Source organism: Rhizobium sp. TRM96647 (genome assembly GCF_025780115.1).
Taxonomy (GTDB): Bacteria; Pseudomonadota; Alphaproteobacteria; order Rhizobiales; family Rhizobiaceae; genus Mycoplana.
The window spans coordinates 33,708-46,518 of record NZ_JAOXHF010000015.1; the positions used below are offsets into that span (position 1 = coordinate 33,708).

Annotated in this window: 14 protein-coding genes, 2 pseudogenes and 1 other annotated feature; of the genes and pseudogenes, 5 read left to right on the forward strand and 11 right to left on the reverse strand. The window is 62.9% G+C overall.

All coding sequences use genetic code 11. The features are described from left to right. Nucleotides 1-51: 51 nt before the first annotated feature. The 7 genes and pseudogenes from OCK02_RS22145 to OCK02_RS22170 all read right to left on the reverse strand — a co-directional run bounded on the left by OCK02_RS22145 (nt 52) and on the right by OCK02_RS22170 (nt 5,512). Complete coding sequence (locus OCK02_RS22145; protein WP_183808141.1) at nt 52-1,539, reverse strand: SulP family inorganic anion transporter; 1,488 nt, start codon at nt 1,537-1,539, stop codon at nt 52-54. Nucleotides 1,540-1,608: 69 nt separating this feature from the next. Beyond that, nucleotides 1,609-1,664 (reverse strand) — a sequence feature (sul1 is cis-regulatory element that is thought to sense ions involved in sulfur or methionine metabolism; They are found in Alphaproteobacteria). Nucleotides 1,665-1,754: 90 nt separating this feature from the next. Next, nucleotides 1,755-3,125 carry a chloride channel protein gene (locus tag OCK02_RS22150; RefSeq protein WP_263814911.1) on the reverse strand — a complete coding sequence of 457 codons (1,371 nt, stop codon included), beginning with the start codon at nt 3,123-3,125 and terminating at the stop codon, nt 1,755-1,757. Nucleotides 3,126-3,229: 104 nt separating this feature from the next. Further along, nucleotides 3,230-3,715 (reverse strand): DoxX family protein, encoded by a 486-nt coding sequence (locus tag OCK02_RS22155; RefSeq protein WP_412178892.1) that lies wholly within the window; start codon nt 3,713-3,715, stop codon nt 3,230-3,232. Next, nucleotides 3,705-4,139: a hypothetical protein gene (locus OCK02_RS22160; RefSeq protein WP_318530149.1), complete on the reverse strand. Its 435-nt coding sequence runs from the start codon at nt 4,137-4,139 to the stop codon at nt 3,705-3,707. Before OCK02_RS22160 ends, OCK02_RS22155 begins: the two co-directional genes overlap by 11 nt. Nucleotides 4,140-4,206: 67 nt before the next feature. Further along, a pseudogene (locus tag OCK02_RS26170) lies at nt 4,207-4,347 on the reverse strand (DUF2063 domain-containing protein); the annotation flags it as partial. A gap of 9 nt (nt 4,348-4,356) precedes the next feature. Beyond that, nucleotides 4,357-5,211 (reverse strand): DUF692 domain-containing protein, encoded by an 855-nt coding sequence (locus OCK02_RS22165; RefSeq protein WP_263814912.1) that lies wholly within the window; start codon nt 5,209-5,211, stop codon nt 4,357-4,359. Nucleotides 5,212-5,284: 73 nt separating this feature from the next. Then, nucleotides 5,285-5,512 carry a DUF2282 domain-containing protein gene (locus tag OCK02_RS22170; RefSeq protein ID WP_183808137.1) on the reverse strand — a complete coding sequence of 76 codons (228 nt, stop codon included), beginning with the start codon at nt 5,510-5,512 and terminating at the stop codon, nt 5,285-5,287. Nucleotides 5,513-5,553: 41 nt separating this feature from the next. Between OCK02_RS22170 and OCK02_RS22175 the strand changes: the two genes are divergently transcribed. Beyond that, nucleotides 5,554-5,955, forward strand: coding sequence for a DUF1109 domain-containing protein (locus tag OCK02_RS22175; RefSeq protein WP_263814961.1), 402 nt, complete (start codon nt 5,554-5,556; stop codon nt 5,953-5,955). Here OCK02_RS22175 and OCK02_RS22180 read toward each other — a convergent pair. The 3 genes from OCK02_RS22180 to OCK02_RS22190 all read right to left on the reverse strand — a co-directional run bounded on the left by OCK02_RS22180 (nt 5,927) and on the right by OCK02_RS22190 (nt 9,315). Next, nucleotides 5,927-7,186 (reverse strand): mechanosensitive ion channel family protein, encoded by a 1,260-nt coding sequence (locus tag OCK02_RS22180; protein ID WP_412178899.1) that lies wholly within the window; start codon nt 7,184-7,186, stop codon nt 5,927-5,929. The genes OCK02_RS22175 and OCK02_RS22180 overlap by 29 nt on opposite strands. Nucleotides 7,187-7,267: 81 nt before the next feature. Further along, nucleotides 7,268-7,639 (reverse strand): helix-turn-helix domain-containing protein, encoded by a 372-nt coding sequence (locus tag OCK02_RS22185; RefSeq protein ID WP_263814913.1) that lies wholly within the window; start codon nt 7,637-7,639, stop codon nt 7,268-7,270. 92 nt (nt 7,640-7,731) lie between these two features. Next, the gene (locus tag OCK02_RS22190) at nt 7,732-9,315 is read right to left on the reverse strand and encodes a BCCT family transporter (RefSeq protein ID WP_263814914.1); all 1,584 of its coding nucleotides are present in this window, start codon (nt 9,313-9,315) and stop codon (nt 7,732-7,734) included. 66 nt (nt 9,316-9,381) lie between these two features. Here OCK02_RS22190 and OCK02_RS22195 point away from each other — a divergent pair, with 66 nt between their 5' ends. Beyond that, nucleotides 9,382-9,681, forward strand: coding sequence for a hypothetical protein (locus OCK02_RS22195; protein ID WP_263814915.1), 300 nt, complete (start codon nt 9,382-9,384; stop codon nt 9,679-9,681). A gap of 560 nt (nt 9,682-10,241) precedes the next feature. On the opposite strand, the pseudogene OCK02_RS22200 reads toward OCK02_RS22195, so the two are convergent. After that, nucleotides 10,242-11,245 (reverse strand): annotated as a pseudogene (locus OCK02_RS22200) (IS110 family transposase). 225 nt (nt 11,246-11,470) lie between these two features. On the opposite strand from OCK02_RS22200, the gene OCK02_RS22205 reads away from it, so the two are divergent. The 3 genes from OCK02_RS22205 to OCK02_RS22215 all read left to right on the forward strand — a co-directional run bounded on the left by OCK02_RS22205 (nt 11,471) and on the right by OCK02_RS22215 (nt 12,757). Then, nucleotides 11,471-11,923 carry a hypothetical protein gene (locus OCK02_RS22205; protein WP_263814916.1) on the forward strand — a complete coding sequence of 151 codons (453 nt, stop codon included), beginning with the start codon at nt 11,471-11,473 and terminating at the stop codon, nt 11,921-11,923. A 127-nt stretch (nt 11,924-12,050) separates the two neighbouring features. Next, nucleotides 12,051-12,326 (forward strand): hypothetical protein, encoded by a 276-nt coding sequence (locus OCK02_RS22210; protein WP_230804326.1) that lies wholly within the window; start codon nt 12,051-12,053, stop codon nt 12,324-12,326. A 176-nt stretch (nt 12,327-12,502) separates the two neighbouring features. Beyond that, nucleotides 12,503-12,757 carry a DUF1488 domain-containing protein gene (locus OCK02_RS22215; protein WP_263814917.1) on the forward strand — a complete coding sequence of 85 codons (255 nt, stop codon included), beginning with the start codon at nt 12,503-12,505 and terminating at the stop codon, nt 12,755-12,757. The last annotated feature ends 54 nt before the right edge of the window (nt 12,758-12,811 follow it).

Consider the following 12,811-nt stretch of genomic DNA (forward strand, 5'->3'; position numbering starts at 1 on the left):
TCACCTGGCATGAAGGAAACCCAAAGTGATCCTCCGGGCTTCGCTGCTGTGTCAGTGTCCGCTCTGCGCGGAGAACGCCGCATGCTCCTTGTCGTGCAGGGCGAAGCGGTCGAGCATGTGTGCGCTCGCTGCATTGACGCCGATAACGGCGACATCGACGCCCTGGCGGCGGTATTTGAGGACGATCTTGTCGAGCGCGCCGACGGCGGTGATGTCCCAGAGATGTGCCTCCGTGACGTCGATCGTCACCTTGCGCAGCGTCTCGGTGAAATCGAAAGCCGCAGTGAAGCTCTCCGCCGAAGCGAAGAATATCTGGCCATCGACATGATAGGTGCGCTCGTCGCCATCATCATTCAGCACGGAACGAACGTGGAAGAGCTTTGCCACCTTGCCGGCAAAGAACACACCGGAGAGCAGCACGCCGACGAGCACGCCCTTGGCGAGGTCATGCGTGCCGACGACGGTCGCGACCGTTGCCAGCATGACGATGGAAGATGACGGCGGATTGCGGCGCAGGTCGAGGATCGAGCGCCAGGAGAAGGTGCCGACCGAGACCATGATCATCACGGCGACCAGTGCGGCCATCGGGATGATGCGCACGAGATCGTCCAGCACGAGGATGAGGAACAGCAGGAAGGCGCCGGCGACGAAAGTCGAGAGCCGTCCACGGCCGCCCGAGGTGACGTTGATCACCGACTGGCCGATCATAGCGCAACCGCCCATGCCGCCGATGAGGCCGGAGGCGATGTTGCTGGCCCCTTGCCCGATGCATTCCTGGCTCTTCGAGCTCGGCGTATCCGTCATGTCGTCGACGATCTGGGCCGTCAGCAGCGATTCGAGCAGGCCCACCGCAGCAAGGGCCACGGAATACGGGAAGATGATCTGCAGCGTCTCGAAGGTCAGCGGCACCTGCGGCAGCGCGAAGATCGGCAGCGCGGAGGGCAGTTCGCCGAGATCGCCGACCGTGCGCAAATCCAGGCCGCCCCAATAAGCGATGCCGGTCAGCACCAGAATGGCGACGAGCGGCGACGGGATGGCCTTGGTGACGTATGGAAAGAGGTAGATGATCGCAAGCCCCCCAGCGATCATGATATAGGTCGGGCCCGGTACGCCGATGAGTTCCGGCAGCTGCGCCATGAAAATGAGGACGGCCAGAGCGTTGACGAAGCCGGTGATGACCGAACGCGACACGAAGCGCATGACGCGGCCGAGCTTCAGAAAGCCGGCGCCGATCTGGGTGAAGCCCATCAACAACGTGGCGGCGAAGAGATATTCGAGGCCGTGTTCCTTCACGAGCGTGACCATCAGCACGGCGGTCGCCGCCGTGGCGGCCGAGATCATGCCGGGCCGGCCGCCGACGAAGGCGGAGACGCAGGCGATGGCGAAGGAGGCGAAGAGCCCGACCTTTGGGTCGACGCCGGCAATGACCGAGAAGCCGATGGCTTCGGGAATGAGAGCCAGCGCCACAACGATGCCGGAGAGAATGTCGGCGCGAATGTTCGAGAACCACTCGCGCTTGTAGGTCGTCAGATTGAACATGGAAAAGTCCGCAAAGAAATGCATCCAGACCGGACGTCGTCCGGCTTTGTAAACAGGTTTGATGCTTTGCGTTGTCTGGCGGATCGGCGGCCAGAAGAGCCACCCGGAGTTTCACCGGGTCCGGGGTGAGTGGACCCGTTATATAAAAGGTGCCGCGCGCGTCAACGGCGATATCCTTGTTTCCGAAAACTCCAGATGTCTAGCAGATGCAGCGGCTAAGCGGAATCCTGCGGCGGGAGCGCGCTTCCGCCGGCCTTCTCGGAGGCGCGCCGCGCTCTGATCGCAGCGGCGATGAAGACACGGGACAGGCCGTGATAGAGCGGTTCGCGGGAGAGAATGCGCGAGGTCAGATAGCCGAGCATCGAAACGGCCATCAGCGGAATGACGGCCTCGTGGTCGCCGGTCATCTCGAGGATGATGACGAAGGCGGTCATCGGCGCCTGCACGACACCGGCAAAGTAGCCGGCCATGCCGAGGATCGCCGCAAGCGCGACACTGGTACCCAGTAGCGACCCCACGGTGCTGCCCAGCCCCGCGCCGACCGCGAGCGACGGCGCGAAGATGCCGCCGGGAATGCCGGACAGCATGGAAAGGAAGCTGGCGGCGAGTTTTTCGAGGAAGAAGAGAAGCGGAAGGGCTTCACCCTGGACGGCGCCCTGGGCCTGTTCGTAGCCGGTCCCGAAGGTCTTGCCGCCGGAGATGACGCCGATGGCGGCGACGGCCAGCCCGCACGCCACGGCAAGCATTACCATACGTTTCAGCGGTTCGGGCTGCGCCCAGCGGCGGATGCGCTGGCCGAAATGCAGCGCCATGCCGCTGAAGGCCGCGCCGAGCGCCCCGCCGCCGATACCGCAGACGAGGACAAGGCCCCAGTCGCGCAGTTGCGTCGGTGCCACGGTGGAAGAGCCGAAATAATGATAGCTGCCCGATAGTCCGAGCGCGGCGAGGCCCGACAGGATGACGGCGGCCAGCACGAAGCCGTTGGCGCGCGCCTCGTAGGTGCGGCTCATTTCCTCGATGGCGAAGACGATGCCTGCGAGCGGGGTGTTGAATGCGGCGGCAATGCCGGCGGCTGAACCTGCGAGGATCAGGCCGCGCGCCTGCGCCATGCCGCCGAAGCGGGCGACGGCCAGCATGATCGAGGCGCCAACCTGGACGGTCGGCCCCTCACGCCCGATGGAGGCGCCGGAAAAGAGACCGAGGACTGTGAGCAGGATCTTGCCGAAGGCGATGCGCAAGGAGAGCAACCTGCCGCGATCCTCGTCTTCCTTCAGGTGCCGTGCCGCAATAGCTTGTGGAATGCCGCTGCCCTGGGCATTGGGAAAGAAACGTATCGACAGATAGGCAGACAGCCCAAATCCGATCGGCGCGAGCAGGAGCGGCAACAGAAAAGCCCAGTCGCCCGCCGTGGTGACGCGCGTGAACAGGTGCTGCGCGAAATCCGCCAGTTTGGCGAAGCCGACGCTGATCACACCGGTCGCAAGCGCGCCGCACCAGAAGACCAGCCGGGGTCGCCAAAGGGAGAAGGAGCCCCAGAACACGCGGGAACGGCGGAGTAGCTTGGACTTTCTGTAGAAGGCAGACATCGTCTCGTTTCGGGTGGCGGCGGGAACAGGCGGCGGACCGGACGAAGGCGTCACGCAATCGCGAGCCGCTCGCTGATCTTCCTACACCATTTCTGCCGATTTCCTTAATCCGCCCGCGTTTTCCATCGTCGGGAGAGAAGATGGTCGAGGGAAAACCGGCCAGATCCCCGGGCGGCGATGAGAAGAAGGCAGGCGGCCCAGGTGCCGTGTGTCGGCCAGACGTCGGGATAGACGAGGATCTCGATCACCAGCGTCATCCCGAGAAGCGCCAGTGCGGAGAGGCGGCTGGCAAGGCCGATGACGAGGAGCACCGGGAACAGATGCTCGGCGAAAGCGGCAAGATGGGCGCCGATCCAGGGGCTGACGAAGGGCAGCCGGTATTCAGTCTCGAAGAGATAGAAGGCTGTGTCCGTGACATGCCAGCCTTCCACCTTCGTTTGCCCGGAGCGCCAGAAGACGCCGGCGATCGACAGGCGGGCAACGAGGGCGATCAGGTCATACGGTATGCGGTCGAGCAGGCGTGTTGCCTCTTCGAGACGATGCGTGAGGCGGTGCGATGCGGCCATGGCCGCGCTGGCGTCAGTGTCCATTGGTATTGTCCTTTCGGATGGCGGTGAAGGCCCCGGATTGCAGGAGACGCACGAGAGCTGCGGCAAGATCGAAGCCCCGCAGGGCGCTGGCGTCCTCCGCCGCCGCGCCGAGCGTGGCGCCGCCGGCCAGCGCCTGGAGGAAGGCCGCCTCGGCGGGTTCCAGCCGCAGGACATCGACCAGCAGGCGCGGCCGCACCACGAGCGCTGTCTCGCCTGTCCAGGGCTTGATCGGTCCGGGCTCGAGCGGCACGGCGTCGGCGGCGTGATAGGCGTGTCCGCGCGCGGCCTCCAGCCGGATGACGTCGGGCAGGTAGGCAAGGTCGCGCGCCGGCTCGAACGTCGCGACAAAATCGGCGAAATCGTCGCCGTAGAAGAGAAGGAGCGGCGAGCGTGGCGGATGCCGTTCGGCATAGGCCAGCGCCATGGCCGTGAAGAAATCCCCCCCCGACGATACGGCGGGCGGCGGGAAAGCGGGTGGCGAGCGCGCCGGTGAGGCCGCTTGCGACATCGTTGCGGTAGACCGCGGAGCGGCGCTCCGGCCGTGGTCCGCTCCAGGCCGATGTGCCTTGCGGCGGGGGCAGCGCGCGGTCGATGAGCGCTGCGGCGAACCTGTCCTGGATCTCGCTCGACATGGCTGGCCCTCACGCCGCGCGCCGCGCCAGGGCGGCATCGAGCAGCGTTTGCGCCGCCCCGGCCTCGGCGCGCAGCACCGGCCAGGCGGGTATGTCGTTGTCCCATTCGACGAGGGTGGCGACCGGTCCGGTGCGGGCAAGGACGGTCTCGTAAAGCGCCCAGACGGGATCAGTGACGGGGGTGTCGTGGCTGTCGATGAGAAGGGGGAAACCGGCATCGTCGACGGTATCGCAATGGCCGCCGAGATGGAGTTCGCGAACCCTGTCGAGCGGAAACCGGTCGATATAGGCGGCCGGGTCGAGCCGGTGATTCGTCGCCGCCACGAAGACGTTGTTGACGTCGAGCAGCAGGCCGCAGCCGGTGCGGCGGGACACCTCCGCCAGGAAGGCCGTTTCCTCGATCGTGCTTTCGTCGAAGAGAAGGTAGGTGGCCGGGTTTTCCAGCAGCATCTGCCGTTTCAGCGTTTCCTGCACCTGGTCGATATGCTCCGCGACCCGGGCGAGCGTGGTTTCGGTATAGGGCAGCGGCAGGAGATCGTTGAGAAACACCTCGCCGTGCGACGACCAGGCGAGATGTTCGGAAAAGCTCTCCGGCTCGTAGCGGTCGCACAGGGTTTTCAGCCGCGTCAGGTGTTCGCCGTCGAGCGGCTGCATGGCGCCGATCGACAGGCCGACGCCGTGGATGGAGCGCGCATAGTCTTCTCGCAACCGGGCGAGGCGCGCATGCGGCGGGCCGCCGGCACCCATGTAGTTTTCGGCATGGACCTCGAAGAAGCCGAGCGGCTGCGGCCGCGCGTCGATCTTGGCAAAATGCTCGGGCTTGAAGCCGACGCCGGCGCGGCGCGGCAGGCGGGATGCTTTCATGGCGAATCTCCTCGGTTCGGGACGGACGGCGCGGGGCGCGCCGTCCGCATGCCTGTCAGGCCGGGGCTGCGCCCTAGACCAGCGAGCCATGGCCGTTCGGCGTCTGCATCGCCTCGCAGGTGCCGGCGGGCACGAGTTTCCAGGCGTTCTGCTGGTAGTCGATCTTCGACGTGCCGGCGCAGGTGGTGCCGGGGCCGGCGGCGCAGTCGTTTTGCCCCTTCAGCGCGATGCCGTAGCACTTCTCCTTCGCGTCGCTTGCCGCGACGGTCTGAACGGCGCCGATGAGGCAAGATCTGCGCAACCCTGCTCCTAGCGCTCCTCGCCTCCCGCCTCGTCTTCCTGATCGGCCGCCCCGGCGTTCCGTGGCAGGCGGCGGCGCTGGCGCTCCTCCTGCTGGCGGCGGCCGTCGTCGCGGCGGTCTTGCTGGAACTGTTCGCGGTGCCCGCGCAGGGCTGGATGCCGGCGCTGGTCGGTCGGCATGCCGCCTTCTGCGTCTTCTTCATCCCGGTCCTCGCCGTCTCACCGCTTGCGGGGTTCCTCTTCGCGCTGAGGAACGGCGCCCCCGACGATCCGGGGCAGGCGGGAACGGTCGCCGGCTTTGCCGCCGGGGCGATCGCCGCGGCGATCTACGCCTGGCACTGCCCCGACGACAGTCCCTTGTTCGTCGCTGTCTGGTATACGGCCGGGATCGCCGCCGTCACCGCCTGCGGCTTCCTTATCGGACGCCGCTTTCTGCGCTGGTGATCGCCTCGGCGAAGGCTTTGCCCGGTGAAAGAGCCTGCAGGTCGCGTCCGCTCGGGTTTTGGAATACCCGCAGATCGAATTCGGGCAGGATCGCCAGGAGATGATCGAAGATGTCCGACTGGATGCCCTCGTACATTGCCCAGGCGGTCGTGTTGGCGAAGCAGTAGATTTCCAGCGGCAGGCCTTCTGGCTGGGGCGGCAGTTGCCGCACCATGATCGTCATGCCCTGATGGACGCCTGGATGATTGCGCAGGTAGTCCTCCACATAGGCGCGGAACGTTCCGATATTGGTGGCGCGGCGTGTGTTGGCCGGAATGCGGGCGCGCTCGCCGAGCTTGTCGTTCCATTCGGACAGTTCCGCCTGCTTGCGCTTCAGATAGGTCTCCAGACGCTCCAGCTTCGACAACCGTTCCTCTTCCTCCGGCGCGAGGAAACGAATGCTGGTCTGATCGAGATAGATCGCACGCTTGATGCGCCGCCCGCCCGATTCCTGCATGCCGCGCCAGTTCTTGACAGGATCGGTCACGAGCTTGCGGATGGGGATCGTGGTGATCGTCTTGTCGAAGTTCTGCACCTTCACGGTGTGAAGCGCGATCTCGACGACGTCGCCGTCGGCGTTCTGGCCCGGCATCTCGATCCAGTCGCCGACGCGCACCATATCGGTGGAAGAGATCTGGATGCCGGCAACAAGCGACAGCAGCGTGTCCTGGAACACCAGGATGAGCACGGCCGCCATCGCGCCGAGGCCCGACAGGAGGATCAGCGGCGACCGGTCGATCAACGTGGCGATCATGAGCAGCGCCGCGATGACATAGACGGCGATCTTCACGACCTGGACATAGCCCTTGATCGGCTTGAGCCGCGCATCCGGCCGGCGATGATAGAGGGTGTCGACGATGTTGAGGGCGGCGCTGACGGCCATGGCGACCGTCAGGATCATGAACGCACTGGAGACGTTTCGAATGACGACGACGACGAAGGCCGGCAGGTTCGGCACGAGGGCGATACCGGACGAGATGACCAATGCCGGCATCACGTTCGCCAGCCGTTCGACCAGTCCGTGCCGGCGCAGTTCCGGGTCGCGGCCATAGGCGGTGAGGGTCAATACACGGTTGAGCGCACGTACAAGCAGCGCTTTCACCACATAGTTGGCGAACAGTGCGGCGAGCGCGAGCGCAAGAAGTGCGATTCCCGTGGTGAGAACCGGGTGTACGTCGGGGAAATTGGCGATCATAATCCTGTCCGTGGAACTTGGATGCATTCGGCCGGCGCAAGGAACCTCAAGAGCGCCGGCTTGCGGCAAGGTCCGCCGTTACCGGTCGTCCCGGGCGTCGAGGTGTGAGGCGATCGTCCGCAATCGACGGTTCAGCACTTCGACATCCACCGATGCCTGACGGAGTTCCTCGCGCAAGGCGGCCTGCCCGTCCTCGGATTTTTCTTCCAGCGGTCCATGTCCGAAGCCGGTCAGAAGCCAGGACGGGCTGACGCCGAGCACACCGGCCATCATCGTCAGCCGGTTGGCGCGCGGGACATCCCGGTCGCATTCCCATGCGCTCCAGCTCGTGGCGAGGACGCCCAGTCGCTCTGCGGCTTCCTCAGCGGATAGTCCGCAGGCCTCGCGAGCAAACGATATGCGACCGCCAAGCGTGTCATCGTTGTGCGGTGCGGCGTTGTCGCTGAACATGTTCATTCTCCAGTTTCATGAATTTCGGGAAAGCAGCAGGGTGCGATCGCCGTGTCGATGCACGGCGATCCGATCGGATTTTGCTGCTGTTCTCAGGCGCTTTGCAGTCTCGCTCGCTCCGAAGCGAGGCCCTTCCAGAGGGCGACGCACATGCCGAGCAGCACGAGTGCGAAGGGAATGCCGGTGGTGATGGCAGCTGCCTGCAAGGCGGCAAGGCCGCCGGCCAGCAGGAGGACGACCGCCACCAGTCCCTCGAAGACCGCCCAGAACACACGCTGGGGAACGGGTGCATCGACCTTGCCGCCGGCAGTGATCGTGTCGATGACCAGCGAGCCGGAATCGGAAGACGTCACGAAGAAGACGACGACCAGGACTATCCCGAGGAAGGACGTGATGGCGGCGAACGGCATCGCCTCCAGCATGACGAAGAGTTGAAGTTCCAGCGTCGCTTCCGCGACCGCGTTCGAGCCCTGCTCGACGATCTGGTGAAGGGCTGCGCTGCCGAAGGCGGTCATCCAGAGCACGCAGACAAGCGAGGGGATGAGGAGGACGCAGATCAGGAATTCCCGGACCGTCCGCCCGCGGGAAACGCGGGCGATGAACATGCCGACGAAGGGCGACCAGGAAATCCACCAGGCCCAGTAGAAGGCCGTCCAGCCGTCGAAGAAATGCTGGTCCGTGCGGCCGAAGGGGTTGGCGAGCGCCGGCAGGTTTACGACATAGGCTCCCAGATACTCGAAGAAGCCGGTGAGGATGGCGAGCGTCGGGCCGACCAGGATGACGAAGAGCAGAAGCAGGGCCGCCAGCGCCATGTTGATTTCGCTGAGGCGCTTCACACCCGCATCGAGCCCGGCCACCACTGAAAACAGTGCGATCCCGGTGATGCCGATGATGAGCATGATCTTCGAGGTCTCGGAGACGGGAAGACCGAAGAGGTGGTTGAGGCCGGCATTGGCCTGTTCCGCGCCGATGCCGAGGGACGTCGCCAGGCCGAACAGCGTCGCGAAGACCGCCAGCACGTCGATGAGGTGGCCCGGCCACCCCCAGACGCGTTCTCCGAGCAACGGATAGAAGGCGGAGCGGATGGTCAGCGGCAGGCCGCGATTATAGGCGAAGAAGGCAAGCGCCAGACCCACGACGGCATAGATCGCCCAGGGATGGAGGCCCCAATGGAATATGGTCGCCGCCATGCCGAGCCGGCGCGCAGCCTCGACATCGCCCGCAGCGCCCGACAGCGGGGCCCAGCTATCGGCCGTTCCGGCGTCAGTGGCGAAGGAGGCGCTGAAATGCGAGACCGGCTCCGAGACGCCGTAGAACATCAGGCCGATGCCCATGCCGGCCGCAAAGAGCATGGCGAACCAGCCCGTATACGTAAAATCCGGCTGGGCGTCCTTGCCGCCCAGCCGGATGCTGCCGAAGGGACTGAAGATCAGAACGATACAGAAGAGGACAAAGATATTGGCGGCGGTCGCGAGGAACCAGTCGAAGGACTCCGTGACGGCCGGCCTGAGCCAGCTGAAGAATTCGGTCATCGGCGCCTGGAAAGTGGCGGCGAAGAACACGAAAAGAACAATGATGCCGCCCGATATGAAGAAAACCGGATTGTGGATGTCCAGTCCCAGAATATTGACGTTGTCCTGCCCGACTTCATAGTCGGTTTCGTTCTCAATGGTCACGAAAAGTCCTTTCAATTTGAGTCCGGAGGCCAATCCGGACACATTTCCTCCAATACGGAATGTTGAGTGCTCGTTATTTCACGGATTTCCGATCATGGCAAATTCGTGGCGGAAAAGGAACTTCCTCCGATCGCGTTTGCGGAGTGCGGCGATTTAGGTCAGACGCTCTTGTCATGCGCCTGCGGGCTGGCTCATATCGGGGCAGCACTTTTCACCCTACAAGCGAAACGACTGCACTTTTTTCAGGAGAGTCCGATGAAAGCGTCCGAACCGAAAGCGGAGAGAGTGGCTGTCTGGGCTGCCAACGTTGCCTGCGTGATCATCTCTTTCCTGCTGGTCTTCCCGCTGCTCGCCCATTTCGTTTGATTGGTTCTCGCAAAGACAAGGGGCCAAACGCCGCGAGAGCAAGCTGGTTTCTCGCGGCGTTTTCATCGGAACTATCGGACGTCAAGCCTTGATCGATTGGTAAGGGCGCTGAACTGATGGGGTGGATGCCCCCTCCGGCCGGCGTCAGCGTATGATGCCTGCTCAGCGCCATGGTGGCGCACAGGGAGGGAAGGCAGATGTATATCCTCGCGATCGATCTCGCAAAACGGAGTTTCCAGGTCTGCGCAACGGATCGCGGCGGGGCGTGTGTGGATGCCCCCGGTTTGGCAAGAAGAATTTTCTGACTGCTGTCTGCGAACGAGGAATTCTATCGGTCGTGTGTCGGGCCTCATGGAGTGGCCTGAACGGCCACGGGCCGGGATGCAGTTCGAAGAACAGGGTCCACATCGGTTCAGAGAGCTTGGTTGACTCGAGCCCCGGGACTGGTTTGCCCCATTCTGAACATTGAAGTCCTTTCCGCATCGTACCGTCAGTCGATCTTCTCACCGGGGCTGATCACCCCAAGCGTCACCGCATTGCCCTTCGACAAAGGCAGCGGATCACGCCATCCTGTAGTTCTGCTCCCTTGTCATCATTGCCCATATGATGCGCGCCATCTTGTTGGCGAGCGCGACAGCGGCGACCATTCGAGGTTTGCGGCCGGCATGTGCCCGAGCCAGTTGTCGGGAAAGGTGCCCTTGCGGACGATCCATCGAATAATGCTCATGGCCCCGACGACGAGCAACCTGCGAATATCAGTCTGTCCCATCTTGCTGACACCGCCAAGGCGGGTCTTCCCACCCGTCGAATGCTGTCTTGGAACAAGACCGAGCCAGGCGGCAAAGTTTCGACCACTCTTGAAAGCATGGAGGTCAGGCGCAAAGGCGAGGATCGCGCCGGCGGTCACAGGGCCGACTCCAGGAACGGTACAGAGCCGGCGCATCTCAGCGTTCGATGTCGTCGCCTCGCGCAGTTTGAGGCTCAGCTCGTCGACCTTCTCGGAGAGCAACCTGATCTGGTCCAGGTAAAGCCTGCCGATCTCCCGCACGCCGTCCGGCAGATCAACGCCTCCATCATCCAACATGCCTGCAACCGCACCGAGATTGGCCGGGCCTTGCGCAACGACTATCCCAAACTCGGCTAGATGGCCGCGTAGTGCGTTGATGAGCTGGGTACGTTGGCGCACAAAGCATTGGTGGGTTCGGAATGCCACCGCACGCGCCTGATGCTCGGCGCTCTTGACCGCGACGTAGTGTATATTCGGGCGTAATGCGGCCTCCGCGATCGCGGCTGCATCAGCCGCGTCGTTCTTCTGTCGCTTGACGAACGGCTTCACGTAGATGGGCGGGATCAGTCGAACGTCGTGGCCTCGACTTTGCGCGAAGCGGCCCCAAAAGTGGCTGGTGGCACAGGCTTCCATCGCGACAATGCAAGGCGATTGCTCATTCAGAAACTGCTGCAGTCGGGTCCGAGATAGGACGCGATTGAATAGAACCGCCCCGCCGCGATCCGTTGCGCAGACCTGGAAACTCCGTTTTGCGAGATCGATCGCGAGGATATACATCTGCCTTCCCTCCCTGTGCGCCACCATGGCGCTGAGCAGGCATCATACGCTGACGCCGGCCGGAGGGGGCATCCACCCCATCAGTTCACTATTTGTGAGCCCGAATGAAACCTGCACTCGCTTGCGTTAGCGGATATTTAAGCGCATCCTTAAATTGTCGGTAGCAATGTCACGGGCTCTACCGCTTGAGGGCTAGTACCCTGGCCCCAATGAGAGGAGGACGACATGTCTTCCGATCCCAGCTTCACCGACATCTCCTCTGAAGAAATGAAGATGATCAAATCCATCTTGGACAGCGCGGGCTATGACGCCAGTTTACTGAGGGATGATCAACGACAATTCAACGCGGCAGCGCTTCTCTTGATGAAGCTATTTCTGGCGGGGGAGACGTCTCCGGACGCTCTCTCAGCGCAATTGGAGTACAACTTCGGGAAGGCGAGTGTGAACAAGCTTCCCTACAAATCGCCATTTGCGCGCTATGCCATTCAAGGGCTGCCCATCAATCTGAGAGAACTCCGTCCTGTCGTCAGCAAGGCGAGTTCCCGATCCATTCAAGCAGACGAACAGTCCTGGGAGAATGAGGGCGGCGCGGTCGGGCATCCCCGTGCTTCCTTCTCCATGGCCGTCAGGAATGTTCTGACGCGAAAAGGTGACCGACTATGTCTAACCGAACACTGACAGCGACGTTGCTGGTGCTGCTATCAGTCGCGATGGTCTGGACATTCCGACCTGAGCCTGGAGACCACCAAAATCCGGCGACAATGAGTGAGCAAAATTCATCGCAGTAGAACGGCGGATACCGGACATGATAGAGAGAACGACAAACAGCGAGATTACTTTCGCACATCCCTTTGTGCTCAGCGTCTTGGTGGTGCCTTTGCAAGCCGGAACTTATCGTCTCGTCGTGGATGAAGAGCTTATCGACGGGGCCAGTTATGTGGCCTACAGGCGCGTGGCGACCCACCTTGAAATCCCCGCAATTTCCGTTGAGGCGGGCACCCGTCAGTTTCTGCAGGTGTCTGCGGAGGAGATTGCGAGCGCACTTCGAAACGACGCCGAGTTGGCAATGGGCACGTGCTAGGACAATGCGTCATGCTTGATGGAGATGGAAAGACCATCTCCCGTCGCGTTCATTGGCAGCCTGCGATTGCTTTCGTTATCGTCCGCATGGTCGAGGTCACGCCCCGACCCCACTTCGATCGTTTTCGGTCCGACTGCCTTCAACCGGGCTGCTTCCCTTAGCGAAAGACAAAATCCATGACTCTGATGTTTCCAAACCGCAGTCGTAGCTACGATGATGCGAGAAACGCCGTCCGCTTTCTGGGCTACGACGGCATGTTCGAGGTGCCATTCTTCATTGAGGCTGCCGCACTCATAAAGCCAAAATCTTCGGAGGTCCTTGCTTCTGACTATCTGGTGGCATTCGATGCGGCACGAGGGACGATTCTCGACGTGGCGACCAAGGTGTATGCGCGTGGCCGCCGGACTCTCTACGTGCACGATTTCAGATAGTTTTTGCCGCGCAAGCCCGATACCTCCGGGGGAGCAGGGCGGCACCAATCGGCC